The sequence below is a fragment of the Ruegeria sp. BHSB058 genome (genome assembly GCF_059613285.1).
This window is the reverse complement of the sequence record NZ_JBXWSF010000013.1, coordinates 22,357-37,300: the sequence shown is the minus strand read 5'-3', so window position 1 is coordinate 37,300 and position 14,944 is coordinate 22,357. Positions and strand designations below refer to the sequence as shown.

The 14,944-nt window shown below is 56.9% G+C and carries 14 protein-coding genes; 9 read left to right on the top strand and 5 right to left on the bottom strand.

Translation table 11 applies throughout. The annotated features are described in order from the left end of the window. Positions 1-94 precede the first annotated feature (94 nt). Positions 95-976, top strand: coding sequence for a LysR family transcriptional regulator (locus AC2FNB_RS05435; RefSeq protein WP_480751111.1), 882 nt, complete (start codon positions 95-97; stop codon positions 974-976). Here the strand turns inward: AC2FNB_RS05435 and AC2FNB_RS05430 are convergent, their stop codons facing one another. Further along, entirely contained in the window at positions 977-1,933 is a 957-nt protein-coding gene (locus AC2FNB_RS05430; protein ID WP_480751109.1) for an NADPH:quinone oxidoreductase family protein, read from the bottom strand. It abuts the gene before it with no gap. Positions 1,934-2,279: 346 nt separating this feature from the next. Here AC2FNB_RS05430 and AC2FNB_RS05425 point away from each other — a divergent pair, with 346 nt between their 5' ends. The 3 genes from AC2FNB_RS05425 to AC2FNB_RS05415 all read left to right on the top strand — a co-directional run bounded on the left by AC2FNB_RS05425 (position 2,280) and on the right by AC2FNB_RS05415 (position 4,939). Then, on the top strand, positions 2,280-2,651 hold the full coding sequence (locus AC2FNB_RS05425) for a helix-turn-helix domain-containing protein (protein WP_496744946.1): 372 nt from the start codon (positions 2,280-2,282) through the stop codon (positions 2,649-2,651). Positions 2,652-2,696: 45 nt separating this feature from the next. Further along, positions 2,697-3,488 (top strand): histidinol-phosphatase, encoded by a 792-nt coding sequence (gene hisN / locus AC2FNB_RS05420; RefSeq protein WP_496744944.1) that lies wholly within the window; start codon positions 2,697-2,699, stop codon positions 3,486-3,488. A gap of 116 nt (positions 3,489-3,604) precedes the next feature. Continuing rightward, positions 3,605-4,939, top strand: a complete 1,335-nt coding sequence (locus tag AC2FNB_RS05415; RefSeq protein ID WP_480751105.1) for an 8-oxoguanine deaminase — start codon at positions 3,605-3,607, stop codon at positions 4,937-4,939. A 55-nt stretch (positions 4,940-4,994) separates the two neighbouring features. Here the strand turns inward: AC2FNB_RS05415 and guaD are convergent, their stop codons facing one another. Continuing rightward, positions 4,995-6,284: a guanine deaminase gene (guaD, locus tag AC2FNB_RS05410; protein ID WP_496744942.1), complete on the bottom strand. Its 1,290-nt coding sequence runs from the start codon at positions 6,282-6,284 to the stop codon at positions 4,995-4,997. Between the two features lie 140 nt (positions 6,285-6,424). Here guaD and mgtE point away from each other — a divergent pair, with 140 nt between their 5' ends. After that, positions 6,425-7,816, top strand: coding sequence for a magnesium transporter (gene mgtE, locus AC2FNB_RS05405; RefSeq protein ID WP_496744941.1), 1,392 nt, complete (start codon positions 6,425-6,427; stop codon positions 7,814-7,816). A gap of 10 nt (positions 7,817-7,826) precedes the next feature. Further along, positions 7,827-8,384: a 5-formyltetrahydrofolate cyclo-ligase gene (locus tag AC2FNB_RS05400; protein ID WP_496744939.1), complete on the top strand. Its 558-nt coding sequence runs from the start codon at positions 7,827-7,829 to the stop codon at positions 8,382-8,384. Between the two features lie 3 nt (positions 8,385-8,387). Here the strand turns inward: AC2FNB_RS05400 and AC2FNB_RS05395 are convergent, their stop codons facing one another. Beyond that, positions 8,388-8,612 carry a putative hemolysin gene (locus AC2FNB_RS05395; protein ID WP_496744937.1) on the bottom strand — a complete coding sequence of 75 codons (225 nt, stop codon included), beginning with the start codon at positions 8,610-8,612 and terminating at the stop codon, positions 8,388-8,390. Between the two features lie 155 nt (positions 8,613-8,767). On the opposite strand from AC2FNB_RS05395, the gene AC2FNB_RS05390 reads away from it, so the two are divergent. The 3 genes from AC2FNB_RS05390 to AC2FNB_RS05380 all read left to right on the top strand — a co-directional run bounded on the left by AC2FNB_RS05390 (position 8,768) and on the right by AC2FNB_RS05380 (position 12,311). Then, positions 8,768-9,580, top strand: coding sequence for a TIGR00282 family metallophosphoesterase (locus AC2FNB_RS05390; protein WP_480751099.1), 813 nt, complete (start codon positions 8,768-8,770; stop codon positions 9,578-9,580). 100 nt (positions 9,581-9,680) lie between these two features. Next, positions 9,681-11,459 (top strand): SLC13 family permease, encoded by a 1,779-nt coding sequence (locus AC2FNB_RS05385; protein WP_480751097.1) that lies wholly within the window; start codon positions 9,681-9,683, stop codon positions 11,457-11,459. Between the two features lie 105 nt (positions 11,460-11,564). Next, a complete protein-coding gene (locus AC2FNB_RS05380) occupies positions 11,565-12,311 on the top strand; it encodes a YbaY family lipoprotein (RefSeq protein ID WP_496744935.1) in 747 nt (248 codons plus the stop codon). 145 nt (positions 12,312-12,456) lie between these two features. Here the strand turns inward: AC2FNB_RS05380 and AC2FNB_RS05375 are convergent, their stop codons facing one another. Together AC2FNB_RS05375 and AC2FNB_RS05370 are read right to left on the bottom strand one after the other, a co-directional pair. Continuing rightward, the gene (locus AC2FNB_RS05375) at positions 12,457-14,118 is read right to left on the bottom strand and encodes an FAD-binding dehydrogenase (RefSeq protein WP_496744933.1); all 1,662 of its coding nucleotides are present in this window, start codon (positions 14,116-14,118) and stop codon (positions 12,457-12,459) included. Between the two features lie 70 nt (positions 14,119-14,188). Beyond that, entirely contained in the window at positions 14,189-14,923 is a 735-nt protein-coding gene (locus AC2FNB_RS05370; RefSeq protein WP_480751094.1) for a glutamine amidotransferase, read from the bottom strand. Positions 14,924-14,944 lie beyond the last annotated feature (21 nt).

The window sequence follows — 14,944 nt, the reverse complement described above, 5'->3', positions numbered from 1 at the left end:
TTCTTTCTTTCATCAATTTTCTTGAATTATATGGTGCAGTATGATTGATTTTGAAAACGAATGTTTTTGATCTTTCACATCAAGGATTGTGATAATGAGAAACTTGGACATCACCACATTGCGTTCCTTTGTGGCGGTTGCGGATCATGGCGGTGTGACTCGCGCAGCGGGATTCCTGCATCTCACGCAATCTGCTGTCTCCATGCAGTTGAAACGACTGGAAGAGCTATTGGGTCAGGAATTGCTCGACCGCAGCGGACGCACCATCGCGTTGACGGCATCCGGTGAACAGCTGCTGGCCTATGCCCGCCGGATGGTGGCGCTCAATGACGAATTGATTGGGAAACTGACCGATCAGGCATTTGAGGGCGAAGTGGTTCTGGGGGTTCCGCATGACATAGTTTACCCGGCGATCCCAAGGGTATTGCAGCGGTTCAATGCCGATTTTCCGCGTGTGAAGGTGCAACTGGTGTCGTCTTATTCGCTGCAACTCAAGGACATGTTCGGCAAGGGCGAATGCGATTTGATCCTGACCACCGAAGCATCGAATGGGGAAGGGGCCGAGACGGTCGCTGAACTGCCGCTTCGCTGGATCGGCGCGCCTGGAGGATCCGCATGGCGCAAGCGGCCGCTTAGGTTGGCATTGGGGCGGCGGTGCATGTTCCGCCCGCAGGTAATCTCTGCCTTGGATGAGGCCGGGATTCCGTGGGAACTTGCTGTCGAAACTGAAAACGACCGCACAATTGAAGCAACCGTAAGCGCGGATCTCGCAGTGCATGCGATGCTGGATGGAACCGAAGCCGCGCATCTGGAGCAGATCGACTCGGGGAGGGCTTTGCCCGAACTGCCAGCCCACCGGATAAATCTCTACGGTGGCGAAAGTGGTCGGGGTGCGATTGTCGAAGCGCTGGCGGAGTTGGTGCGCCAGAATTTCCGGATGATCGGTGGGCCACAACTCAAGGCCGTCGCCGGTTGATTATGGCGTAATCACCACCTTGCCGGTCGATTTGCGTTCTTTCAAAAGCGTCATTCCCTCGGCAACCCGTTCCAGCGGCAGTACGTGACTGATATGTGGTTTGATTTTTTCTTCGCCATGCCACCGGAACAGGGTTTCAAAGCTGTTTCGTACAACTTCGGGGCGGAATTTCAGATACCCGCCAATGTAAACGCCGATGACCGTAAGGTTTTTGACCAGCAAGTGATTGGCTGAAATCTGTGGCACGTTGCCACCGGCAAAACCGATGGGCAGCAAGCGCCCTTCGGGATTTGTGGCCCTGAAGGCGGCTTTGAATACATCTCCGCCGATGGCGTCATAAACGACATCGGCCCCACCCAGAGTCTTGACCCGCTCTCGCAGGTCTTCTGACGCGTCGATCAGGTGGTCCGCACCGGCGGCTTGGGCAACTGCCAGCTTGTCTGGACCTCGCGCCTGAGCGATTACCCTGGCCCCCATCAACTTGCCGATTTCGACCGCTGTTAGCCCTACGCCTCCGGCGGCACCGGTAACCAGCAAAGTTTCGCCGGGTTGCAACATGGCACGATGACTTAGCGCAATGTGGCTGGTGCCATACGCAATTTGTATTGCAGCAGCGTCCTCAAAGCTCATCGAGTCCGGGAGCCTAATCGCCCGTTCAGCATCGAAAGTTCCAAACTCTGCTAATCCCCCTTGACCCGAGTAGACAGCGATTCGGTCTCCTGGCTTCAAGTCGGTCACATTTGTTCCGACTTTGTCGACAATCCCGGATATTTCCATTCCGAGTGTAAAAGGCACGGCAGGCGTATCTTGATAGCTTCCCTGCTGCATCAGTAGGTCTGCAAAGTTTAGACCGCAGGCTCGAATGGCGACTCTGACCTGACCCTGCTCCGGCTCTGGCTTTGGGGTGTTCACAAGCTCGGCAGAGGCTCCCATAGTGGTCACGTTGTATGCGAGCATCAAGATGTGTCCTTTCTCGGAGCCTGTGGCAATGGCTCGGTTTTCGGTTCTTGAACGCATAGCGAAACGTGGAATGGGCAACAACTCCCCGGTGTTTTCTTTAGGGTAATCTCTACTCAGAAGTTGACATTTGTTTGCATCATACTCACAACCACAAACCTGTGTTGCGGGGTCTTGATTCAACCTTCTTGAAATGAGGCGCGAAATTCGCGATATATAGTGATAGTGCAGTTCGGGGTGCATATTCGGAATTAGGGAGTTCTTAAAAGGCCACCCGCTAGTTTGGGGGTCAAGGCCTAAGGCGCGAGTACCCGGACAGTTGTCAGTGTAACAGAGGAGAGAACCCATGACCCATCCCGTCGATGTCCATGTCGGCAAGCGTGTGCGGCACCGCCGTTGGCTGATCGGAATGACACAGCAGCAGTTGGCGGAGCAGGTTGGAATCAAGTTTCAACAAATCCAGAAATACGAGACCGGCGCAAACCGGATCAGTGCGTCACGCCTTTGGGACATCGCGGAGGCGCTGGATGTGCCTGTGAGTTTCTTCTTCGAAGGCCTTGACGAGTCGCACAAGGACACGCCGCAAAAGCAAAAGGTTCCTGCGGACCTTATGGGTGACAAAGAAGCATTGGATCTGGTCCGCTCATATTACGCAATTCCAGAAAACCAGCGTCGCCGCTTGTTTGAACTGGCGCGTGTGCTAAGCGACGTAGCGTAATCCAAAGGTCTTGACTCTCCTGATCGCTGGCCGCACGGGTGTGTTATGGAACATACCCAGTTCAGTGATCTAGAAGTTGCCGAAATGCTGGCGGATGCTGCCCGGGCGGCCATTCTGCCATATTTCCGGCAGCCTATATTGGAAACTCAAAACAAGCTGCATGCCGGTTACGATCCGGTTACCGTTGCGGATCATGCTGCGGAACAAGCCATGCGCGATGTGTTGGCCAGGCACCGTCCCGAAGATGGGGTTTGGGGGGAAGAATTCGGCAAGACGGCAAGTGCCAATGGTCGGATGTGGGTTTTGGACCCGATAGACGGAACTCGGGGGTTTATCAGCGGAACACCAACTTGGGGCGTGCTGATTGCCCTGTCCAACAACGAAGGCCCTTTTCTTGGCGTCATTGACCAGCCCTATATCGGCGAGCGATTCGTCGGAACGCATGATGCGGCGTATGTTCGTGGTCCGCACGGCGAAACCCGGCTGCAAACACGAACACCCGTCGCATTGAAGGATGCGGTGTTGTTCACCACGTTTCCAGAAGTTGGGACACCGGAAGAGGGTGCTGCATTTCGGGCCGTTGCCGAGCAGGTAAAACTGACGCGGTTCGGAATTGATTGTTATGCCTATGCGCTACTCGCTGCAGGTCAGGTGGATTTGGTGATCGAGGCTGGTCTGAATGCTTACGACATCCAGGCTCCCATTGCCGTTATCCGATCGGCTGGTGGTGTAGTGACTGATTGGCAGGGCGGCCCGGCTCATCAGGGTGGACGAGCCTTGGCGGCGGCAAATCCTGAGATTCATGCGGAAGCGCTGGATATCCTTCGCCGGTTCTGAACAAACTTGAAAAGCGGCGGTTGACAGTATAGTCAGACGCTGACCGGTTCTTGAGTCCGTTTTCCGCCGGTCCCAACACTCCTTGCACGAAACGGGCGGTTGCAGGAGTGTGAAACATGAACGAAATCCTGTTGAAGAATGCCGACACCATCCTGACAATGGATGACGAACGGCGCGAATTATCAAATTCCGACGTCATAATTCGGGACGGCCAGATCGCTGAAATTGGGCATGATCTGAAGTCTGATGGCGAAATTCACGATCTGGCAGGTTGTGTGGTGACGCCGGGACTAGTGAATACGCATCACCATCTTTATCAAACATTGACCCGCGCCGTGCCAAAAGGGCAGGACGCGCTGCTGTTTGGCTGGCTACAGACGCTCTATCCAATCTGGTCCCGGTTCGGCCCGGACGAGATGTTCGTGTCGGCTCAGATTGGTCTCGCTGAATTGGCGTTGTCGGGTTGTACACTCAGTTCCGACCACCTCTATCTCTACCCCAATGGCGCGCGCTTGGATGACACGATCGCAGCTGCGGCTGAAATCGGACTACGGTTTCACCCGACACGTGGAGCGATGAGCATTGGTGAAAGCGATGGCGGATTACCGCCGGATCAGTTGGTGGAAAACGAAGCAGACATTCTTGACGACATGATACGTGTGGTCGATGCATTTCACGATCCCTCCGAGGGTTCCATGTGTCATGTCGGGCTGGCCCCGTGTTCTCCGTTTTCGGTCAGTCGTGATCTGATGCGTCATACCGCTGATTTGGCGCGGGACAAGGGCGTCATGCTGCATACCCATCTGGCAGAAAACGACGAAGATATTGCGTATTCTCTGTCACAGTTCGGGTGTCGCCCCGGACAATATGCCGAAGACCTAGGCTGGACAGGTTCGGATGTATGGCATGCCCATTGCGTCAAGCTGGACGGACAGGAAATTGATCTCTTCGCTGGCAGTCGAACCGGTGTCGCTCATTGTCCTTGCTCAAACTGTCGTCTTGGCTCGGGGATCGCCCCGGTGCGCGAGATGCGGGACAGAGGGGTCACTATCGGGTTGGGCGTTGACGGGGCGGCATCCAATGACTGCGGCAATCTGATGGCCGAAGCGCGCCAGGCGATGCTGTTGCAGCGGGTGGCGCGCGGGGCCGATGCGATGTCGGCGCGCGAAGCGCTGGAAATCGCGACGCGGGGCGGAGCGGATGTGTTGAATCGCCCGGATTGCGGGCGTATCGCACCTGGCAAACGTGCCGACATCGCAGTCTGGGACGTGCGCTGTGTCGAAAGTGCGGGTAGCTGGGACCCGGCGGCACTGCTTCTGGCCGGGCCGACCACAGTAAAACACCTGTTTGTCGAAGGGCGTCAGATTGTGAGTGATGGGCAGGTCACTACGGTCGATTTGCCGGTGGTGATCGAGCGTCAGAACCAGCTGGCACTTGCGCTGCAAGACTGAACCCTGATGCTGCCTTCATGAATAACAGTTGCACGCCCAATGGCGCGCGCCAACATCATTTGGCCACGCGCTGACCGCTGATCCAGACTTCGGCGATGGCGCGGTCGTCGCCCATCATGATGGTTGGGAAGATTGCCTCCCACAAGTCGTCCGCGACGGCGACGCGTTGCGCAATGGCCGGGGTCGATGCCAGGTCGAGAACCACCAAATCTGCGTCCATCCCATGTGCGATATTGCCGATACTATCGTCCATGCGCAGGGTTCTGGCGGATCCGACTGTCCCCAACCACAACAGTTGTGCCGGGTGCAGAGGCGTGCCGCGCAGTTGCCCGATTTCATAGGCCGCGGCCATCGTGCGCAGCATCGAAAAGCTAGACCCTCCACCGGTATCCGTAGCAAGGCCAATTCTGTGCCCGTCCTGCATCAAACCGGCCATATCGAACAGGCCGGACCCGATGAAGGTGTTTGAGGTCGGACAGTGAATCAGGGCCGCGTCCACCTCGCGCAGCCGGTCGCGTTCCCGCGGTTCCAGATGGATCACGTGACCATAAAGCCCCCTTTTGCCCAGAAGGCCGAAGCGCTCATAAGTGTCCAGATAGTCGCGCGCGTCCGGAAACAGCGACATGACCCATTCGATCTCGTCTGTTTGCTCGCTCAGGTGCGTTTGCATCAGGCATTCGGGGTTCTCCGCCCAAAGCGCACCCATCGCTTCCAGCTGTTCCGGTGTCGAGGTCGGAGAGAACCGCGGTGTGATGGCATAAGAAATGCGATCGACCCCATGCCACTTCTGCAACAGCGACTTGGATTGGTCATAGGCGGTTTGGGCGGTGTCCCGCAGACCTTCGGGGGCGTTGCGATCCATACAGGTCTTTCCCGCAACTACTTTTTGCTTGCGCTTCTGCGCCTCGGCGAAAAATGCATCGACGCTTTCAGGGTGGATTGTGCAGAAACTGCACATGGTCGTGGTTCCGTGCGCCGCAGTAAGATCCAGATACCGCGCCGCGATTTCGGCGGCGTATTCGGTAGAGGCGAATTTCATTTCTTCAGGAAAGGTGTAGATGTTCAGCCAGTCGATCAGTCGCTTTCCCCAGCTGGCGATCATCGCGGTCTGGGGATAGTGAACATGAGGATCGATAAAACCCGCCATAATGATCCGGTCCCCATGGTCTATGCTTTTGGCATCGGGGTTGGCCTCTTGCAAGGATCGCGCGGACCCAACGGTTTCGATTATGCCGTTTGATATCAGCACGGCTTCGCTGACGCGCACGGCGTCTGTTGGCTCACCCTCGAAAGGTGAGGCAGTAAAGCTTAACACGCGACCTTGCAGCAGTGTTTTCTGCGTCATGTCCAGTCGATCTCCACTTTGTTGGAACCGACGCACAGCATAGAAGCGGCAAAGATGTGGGTAAATTGCGCTATTGTCATTGTTTTCCGGTAGCAGCTTCTTCTAATTAGGGGTCAATCGCGAAAGTGAAGGGGCAGTTCATGACCACTGGCAACGATCAGGTCGATACCGACCAGCCCCGGGACGACGACGCCTATGCATTGGACCGCAAGGTTGTCGCGGATATTCTTGATGCAGTAGAGGCTGGCGACCGCGATGCTCTCGTCGCGTTGATGGAGCCGCTTTATGCGGCGGATATCGCTGACCTTTTGGAGCAGATCGATTCCGACGATCGCGCACAGTTAATCCGCCTCTACGACCGTGAATTCGATGGCGAGATTCTCTCGGAACTCGAAGAGGGCGTTCGCGAAGAAGTCATAGGCATCCTGCATCCTGACGTTCTGGCCGATGCCGTGCGCGATCTGGACAGTGACGATGTTGTCGACCTGCTCGAAGATCTTGAGGAACCGCAACAGGAAGTCATCCTTGGTGTTCTTGAGGATGCCGAAAGGGTCGCCGCGCAACAGGCGCTGTCATATCCGGAGAACTCCGCCGGTCGCCTCATGCAACGCGAAGTGGTCATGGCGCCTGAACATTGGACAGTGGGTCAGGCCATCGATCACATGCGTGCTGCCGAGGAATTGCCCGAGGACTTTTATCACGTCATTTTGGTCGACCCCCGCCTCAAGCCGGTGGCCTATGTGACCTTGGGCAAGCTGATGGGAACCCGGCGCGAAGTTCACCTCAGTGACATCGCCGAAGAGGATTTTCACGTCTTCCCCATCGATCTGGACGAAGAAGATGTGGCCTATGCCTTCAATCAGTATCATCTGATCTCGGCGCCGGTGGTCGATCAGGACGGGCGGCTCGTTGGTGTGATCACAATAGACGATGCGATGGTTGTTCTGGACGAGGAGTACGAAGAAGACATGATGCGCCTTGCTGGTGTGGGTGAAGGCAGTCTATCCGACACGGTTGTCGAAACGACAAAGCAGCGTCTGCCTTGGCTGGGGGTCAATCTGATTACTGCGATTGTCGCCTCTATCGTGATTTCGATCTTTGATGACACCATCGCAAAGTTTGTGGCTTTGGCGGTGTTGATGCCTATCGTGGCCTCGATGGGCGGCAACGCCGGGACGCAAAGTCTGACAGTGGCGGTTCGGGCCCTTGCCACACGCGACCTGACCGGATCAAACCTTTGGCGGGTGGTCAGGCGCGAGGCGCTGGTTGGTTTGACCAACGGGATCGTGTTTGCAGGGGTCATGGGAATCGTTTGTTACGCGTGGTTTGGCTCGCCCATGCTCGGCTTTGTGATTTGCGCCGCAATGGTGGTCAATCTGGTCGTGGCCGGGCTAGCGGGAACCGGGATTCCCGTGCTTCTCGAAAAAGCCGGGGTCGACCCGGCGCTGGCTTCGGGGACATTCGTGACAACGGTGACGGATGTTGTGGGTTTCTTCGCTTTCCTGGGGCTGGCAGCATGGCTTTTGACCTGAGGACTATTCCTTGACCGACCTGGCCGAAGTGAAAGCAGTTGCACGCAAGGCGGCCTTTGCCCGTCGCAAGCAGGCCTTTGAAGCCGCACCACCCGGCGCTGCCGGTCATCTATCAGAGGTTTTGGCCGGATATCGCGGCGTTCCCTTGTCGGGTTACATGCCGATCCGGACCGAGATCGACCCGCTTCCCGCTATGGCGGAAGCTGCGGCTTACGGCCCAGTGGGCGTTCCGGTGATTCAAGCCGCTGGTCAACCTTTGCGCTTTTCGCGGTGGGTGCCTGAAGGTGTGCTCCGTGACGGTCCATTCGGTGCCAAGGTGCCTGAAATTGATGATTATTTCGACCCAGAGATTCTGATCGTCCCGCTTGTGGCGTTCGATGCTCACGGTGGGCGTCTGGGGTATGGCGGCGGGTTCTATGACCGCACGTTGGAAGGGCTGCGGGCCAAGAGACCGACACTGGCCATCGGGTTTGCATTTGATGCACAGGAGGCTGAAAACCTGCCGCTTGAACCCACGGATCAACCGTTGGACATGATCGTCACGGAAAGCCGCATCCTGACATTTTGAACATCAGTTCTCGAAATGGCTGCGCAGATAATCCCAGGCATCGACTTCTTGTCCGTCGGGTAGGATGCAAACGCCATGTTCGCTGCCATCAGCGTTCTTGCGTATTTCGAATGTGCCTTCGTTTTCAACGCAGAACGTAGCTGCTGGGTTTGCCATCGTAGTCTTGGTTTGCGCTATAGCGTAGCTGGCGGCCAGGGTCATCGCGATTGCCAAAGTAAACAGTTTCATGAAACGCCCAATCTGTCGGTCGAGACCCGCGCGTGGCAGAGCACGTGTTGTTTGTCGAAATAAACTATGTTCGATCGGGCGGATGAACAACATTTCCCAAAGGTTGGCCGCTTGCGTCTTGTTCTCACCAACGGCTGGCCGTAGGAGAGTGACCCATGAGAATTCTGTTCCTTGGTGATGTCATGGGCCGTTCCGGGCGGACGGCCGTGCAAGAGCATCTGCCACGCTTGCGAGACGAGTGGCGGCTGGATTTCGTCGTGGTCAATGGCGAGAATGCCTCGAGCGGCATGGGGTTGAGCGGGGATCACGCCAAGCTGTTGCTGGCGGCGGGTGCCGATTGTGTAACGCTGGGCGATCATGCATTCGATCAAAAGGACATGTTGCAGTTCATTGAAAGTGAGCCGCGCATCATCCGGCCCATTAACTACGCCAAGGGCGCGCCGGGGCGGGGGTATCGGCTCTTCAATGCTCCGGGGGGGCGCAAGGTTCTGGTGGCGCAGGTGCTGGGACAGGTGTTCATGAAACGGGCCTTTGATGATCCATTTTCGGCCATTGAACCGGTGCTCAAATCACACCCGCGCGGCGGGCTTGCGCAGGCCGTAATCGTAGACATGCATTGCGAGGCGACTTCGGAGAAGATGGCGATGGGGCACTTTTGCGACGGGCGCGCGAGTTTTGTTGTTGGCACGCATACCCACGTACCCACAGCTGACGCCCAGATCCTTCAGGGCGGCACGGGATACCTAAGCGATGCGGGTATGTGCGGCGACTATGACTCGGTCATTGGAATGGACAAGGCCGAACCCATGCGCCGATTCATCACAGGTATGTCAAAGACCCGGTTTTCACCTGCTGGTGGAGAGGCGAGCCTGTCCGGCTTTTTCGTGGAAACAGACGACCGCACTGGTTCGGCGATTTCGGTCAGCATGGTGCGGGTTGGCGGGCGATTGCAGCAAGCCGGTCCATAGTGCACCAAAACGAACGCACGTGAGAAGAACGACAGGCTTGCCAAGCACGGGAATTGCGTGAAACTGTTGGTTAGGCAAGGGATCGGGCAATAAACCGGGAATGGATCTCCTACAGCTTTCAGATACAGCCAGCGCAGTTCTGGCACTGACCATCGTCGCGGGCATGTTTGCGTTGTTTTTGCGTGAAACTTTGCCAGCTGAGGTTGTTGCGATCATTGGTGTCGCGTTGATGCTGTTTACCGGCATCTTGCCGTATGAAAAGGCCTTGCCGGTACTGGCAAACCCGGCACCGTGGACGATTGCAGCCATGTTTCTGATCATGGGGGCTTTGGTGCGGACCGGGGCTCTCGATTCTTTTACCTCGCTGGCGCAAAAACAGGCGCAGGTGAATCCAAGAATTGCAATTGGTCTGCTGATAGCTTTTGTGGTTGTCGCATCCGCCTTTGTGTCGAACACGCCGGTTGTTGTGGTGATGATCCCGGTTTTTGTTCAGATTGCCCGAACTTTGAACATTTCTGCCTCGAAACTCCTGATCCCGCTCAGCTATGCCGCCATTCTCGGCGGAACGTTGACCCTGATTGGCACGTCGACAAACCTGTTGGTCGATGGTGTGGCAAGGGCGCAGGGATTACCCCCATTTACGATTTTCGAAGTCACACCGCTGGGTGTGGTGCTGGTTGCGTACGGGATGGTATATCTTCGCTTCATCGGCCCAAGATTGCTGCCCGAGCGTACGAGCATGGCGATGATGCTGAGCGACCGCTCCAAGATGAAGTTCTTCACCGAGGCGGTGATCCCCCCCGAGAGCAATCTGATCGGTCGCGAAGTGATCGGAGTTCAGTTGTTCAAACGCCCCGGTGTGCGGCTTATCGACGTGATCCGGGGGGATGAATCGCTGCGCCGCGACCTAAAGGGTGTTACTTTGCAACTTGGTGACCGGGTTGTTTTGCGCACGCAGATGACCGAGTTGCTGAGCTTGCAAAGCAACAAGGAACTCAAGCGTGTCGATCAGGTATCCGCGGTCGAGACCAAGACGGTCGAAGTGCTGATCACGCCAGGATGCAGAATGGTCGGGCGCGCCCTGGGTGCGATGCGCCTGCGCCGTCGTTATGGCGTTTACGTATTGGCTGTGCATCGCCGAAACCAGAACATCAGTGGCCAACTGGACGATCTGATCGTCAGGGTTGGCGACACGCTACTGTTGGAAGGCGCTCCAGCGGATATCCAGCGACTGGCCGCCGACATGGACATGGTCGACGTCTCGCAGCCTTCTGCGCGTGCCTATCGCCGCAGTCACGCGCCCATTGCAGTTTCGGCGTTGCTAGGAATCGTGTTGCTCGCCGCGCTCGGTGTAGCCCCCATTCTCCTGTTGTCGGTCCTCGCTGTCGCGGTGGTGCTGGCCACCCGTTGCATCGATGCTGATGAGGCGTTCTCTTTCGTGGAGGGGCGCCTGCTCGCGCTCATCTTCGCCATGCTGGCGATTGGCGCTGCTTTGGAAAGTTCAGGTGCGGTCGAGATGATCGTGAATGCCGTCGCCCCGGTGTTGAGCATGTTGCCACCATTCATGATCGTCTGGGCGGTTTACCTGCTGACCTCTATCCTGACCGAACTGGTTTCCAACAACGCAGTTGCTGTGGTCGTTACACCCATCGCCATTGGGTTGGCGCAGGCTGTGGGCGTGGATCCGCGCCCTTTGGTGGTGGCGGTCATGGTTGCTGCATCGGCGTCTTTTGCAACACCTATCGGATATCAGACGAACATGATGGTCTATGGGCCGGGTGGGTATAAGTTCATGGACTTCATGAAGGTCGGTGTGCCGCTCAATCTCACGGTCGGGTTGCTGGCGTCGCTGCTCATTCCGCTGCTGTGGCCGCTTTGACGTGAATTAATAAGGCGCATTGCCGCCGATCGAAGCGGGACGAACTTGAATTTGACCGGCCCATCCCAATCTTGAAAGAGATTTGTACGAAAGGGGTTAAGGACAATGCACAGTCGAACCATTCGCTTGGTGGCATTTTCGGGGATTGCAGCTTTGTGGCTTGGGCACTCTATTGCGTTGGCCGGGACAGTAACGGGAACAGCAACCTACAAAGAACGTATCGCGGTCCCGCAAGACGCTGTTCTGGACGTTGTGCTACTGGATGTTTCGTTGGCGGATGTTCCTGCGGTAGTTCTTGCATCCCAACGTTACGCGCTGACCTCCGTGCCGGCGTCGTTTGAGCTGACCTACGACGATGCCTTGATTGATGAGGCAATGCGATATGTCGTGCGGGCTTCTGTGTATCAGGGGCGAAGGCTGGTGTTCACCACTGATACGGCCAACCCGGTTTTGACCCATGGAGCTGGCGATGCGGTTGATCTGATCATGATACAGGTTGCGGGGCAGGCGGGAGCGATGCTCGAAAACACCACCTGGCGGGCGGTCGAGATCAATGGGCAATCCATAGATAGCGACAAACGGCCCGAGATCGCATTTGGCGAAAGCGGACAGTTCGGTGGTAACGGAGGATGCAACAGGTTTTCCGGTCAGATGGATATTACGGCCAGCACTATGAGCTTTCCAGACAATATGGCTGCCACTTTGATGGCCTGTCCGCCGCCGCTGGATGAAATGGAAAGGGAGTTCCTTGCGACCCTTCCGCGAGTGGAAGGGTATTCAGTGGAGCCTGACAAACTAATACTGGTAGACGGGCAAGGCGCTCCAGTTTTACGGTTTGAACGAATAAAATAGTTTGCTCCGAGAGCTGCACTTCAACTCGTCAGGGCAGTCAGAAAGACACGGAAACTCGTTCGCAAAAAATCACGTTGTGTGGTCACCGCATCCTTGAAAGTCACAGGGACTGATCCAGTGCTCTGGCGAATGTTCCGGGCCAGTGTCATGCGATTGACGTCGAACGGCCCGCGTTGCGGCCGGAAAAGATGCAGCCACCCAAGAATGTGCCTTCCAATGCGTTGTATCCGTGATAACCGCCGCCTCCGAACCCGGCGACCTCGCCCGCAGCGAATAGACCCGGGACCGGAGCGCCATCCGCACTGATCATCCGGCTGTCGAGATCGGTTTGCAGCCCGCCCAGCGTTTTGCGCGTGAGGATATGCAATTTGACCGCAATTAGCGGACCATTGGCTGGATCGAGAAATTTGTGCGGTTTGGCCGTTCTGACCAGGCGGTCGCCTCGATAGTTGCGGGCCGCGTGAATGGCCATGATTTGAACATCCTTGGTGAAGGGGTTGTCCATTTGGCTATCGCGCGCCTCGATCTGGGCACGCAGATGTGCCTCGTTGATCAAGTTGCCACCCAACTTGTTCATGCCTACCACAAGGTCGGAAAGCGAGTTGGCCACGATGAAGTCCTCGCCATGATCCTTGAACGCCTCTACTGGACCGGTCGCTTTTGCTCCCGACAGAATGCGCTGGCGGATCACTTCTTTCCAGCTAGCGGATGTGAAATCGGGGTTCTGCTCGGACCCGGACAAGGCGAATTCTTTCTTGATTACCTTCTGGGTCAGGACAAACCAGCTGTACTCAAATCCGGTTTTTAGGATTGTGCGCAAAGTGGTCAGCGTATCAAACCCTGGCAGGCAGGGTGGTTGCAGGCGGTCGCCTCGCGCGTCGAACCACATCGAACTTGGACCGGGCAGAATGCGAATGCCATGTGCGGGCCAGATCGGATCCCAGTTGCGGACGCCTTCGGTGTAGTGCCACATCCGATCACCATTGATCACATGTCCACCAGCCTGTTCGCTGATCCCGATCATGCGGCCATCAACATGGAAAGGAACTCCGGCAATCATGTTCTGCGGAGGTTCGCCCAGCCTGTCTCGCGGCCAGGCCTTGCGCACCATCTCGAAATTACCGCCAATGCCGCCAGAGGTCACGACAACTGAAGGGGCGTGAACCTCGAACGCCGTTACTTCGTCGCGATTGGTTTTTTTGCCGCGCTCGGCGGTATCATCTGCCAGCACTACACCGGCGACGCCTTTGGCGGCGCCATTTTCCATGATGACCTGGTTGACCCGATGGCGGAAGCGGAACGTTACGCGCCCGGCAGCAACGTGTTCGTTCACACGGCGAATGAATGGGGCCAATATACCGGGTCCGGTCCCCCACGTGATGTGAAAGCGGGGCACAGAATTGCCGTGACCATTGGCATATGATCCGCCACGCTCGGCCCAGCCAACCACGGGAAACCAGCGCAGCCCCATTTCATGCAACCAGGGGCGCATTTCACCAGAGGCAAATTCGACATAAGCTTCGGCCCATTTCTGCGGCCAGTGATCTTCGGGTCGGTCGAATTGCGCGCTACCCAGCCAGTCGCGCATCGCCAACTCGCCGCTGTCACGGATACCCATGCGGCGTTGTTCTGGCGTGTCCACCATGAATAGGCCTCCGAGGCTCCAGAAGGCCTGCCCACCCAGAAAATGCTCCGGCTCCTGATCCAGCAGGATCACCCGCTTGCCTCGATCTCCCAGCTCTGCGGCTGCGGCCAATCCCGCCAATCCAGCTCCGACGATGATTGCGTCCGCCGAGTCCGTTGCCATGGCGTATCCTCCCTCTCGGGTATAGCCTAGCTTTGCGTCGCTGGCTCAGGCAATGGGAGTTGCCGCGAGGTCAGCCGAAACGTTCAGCAAACCGTCGCAGGATCACGCCGGGCTGGGTCACATTGGCAGCGTGACACATCCCGATCAAGCGCTCTGCATCCTCGGGCGGGAAATAGCCGTAATCCTTGTAAATGTTGATTCGCTGCTCAAAGTCTTTTGCATCCGCTTCGGGATGGAACTGGGTGGCATAAACATTCTGCCCCCAGCGGATCATCTGAAAAGGACAGGGGTCCGAGGCAACCAGATGCACGCAACCCGGAGGTAGCGATTGCACCGCCTCCTTGTGGCCGACAAACGCTTCAAAGACAGCGGGGAGACCCGCAGTAAGGGGATCAGTGCTTGCATCATGGGTAAGGGTGCATGTCGAAGGACCGACCGGTTCGCTGTATTGCGCTTTGCTGACCTCACCGCCCAGATGGGCTGCAAGAATTCCCAGCCCATAGCAGCATCCCATGAACGGGTGATCGGATTCGATGATCTGCGGCATCAACCCCATGACCGTTGCCTCGATCCGGGCGTCCATCGCCGATTTCCTGGCTGGATCGTCGCTAACACAACCAGGCCCGCCACCAACGATCACACCGGCATAGTCATGTACGTTCAACCCGTCCGGCAGATCCTCACAATCTAGCCGAATGCGATGTGCGCGGTCAGGCGGCAGCCCGCATTTGTCGAGAATGGACGCGAACTCGGCATCCGCTGCATCGGTTTCGGGGCGAAGTTGCAGGATCAGAAAGCGTTTCATGCTGTGCCCTTAGCCGGGACA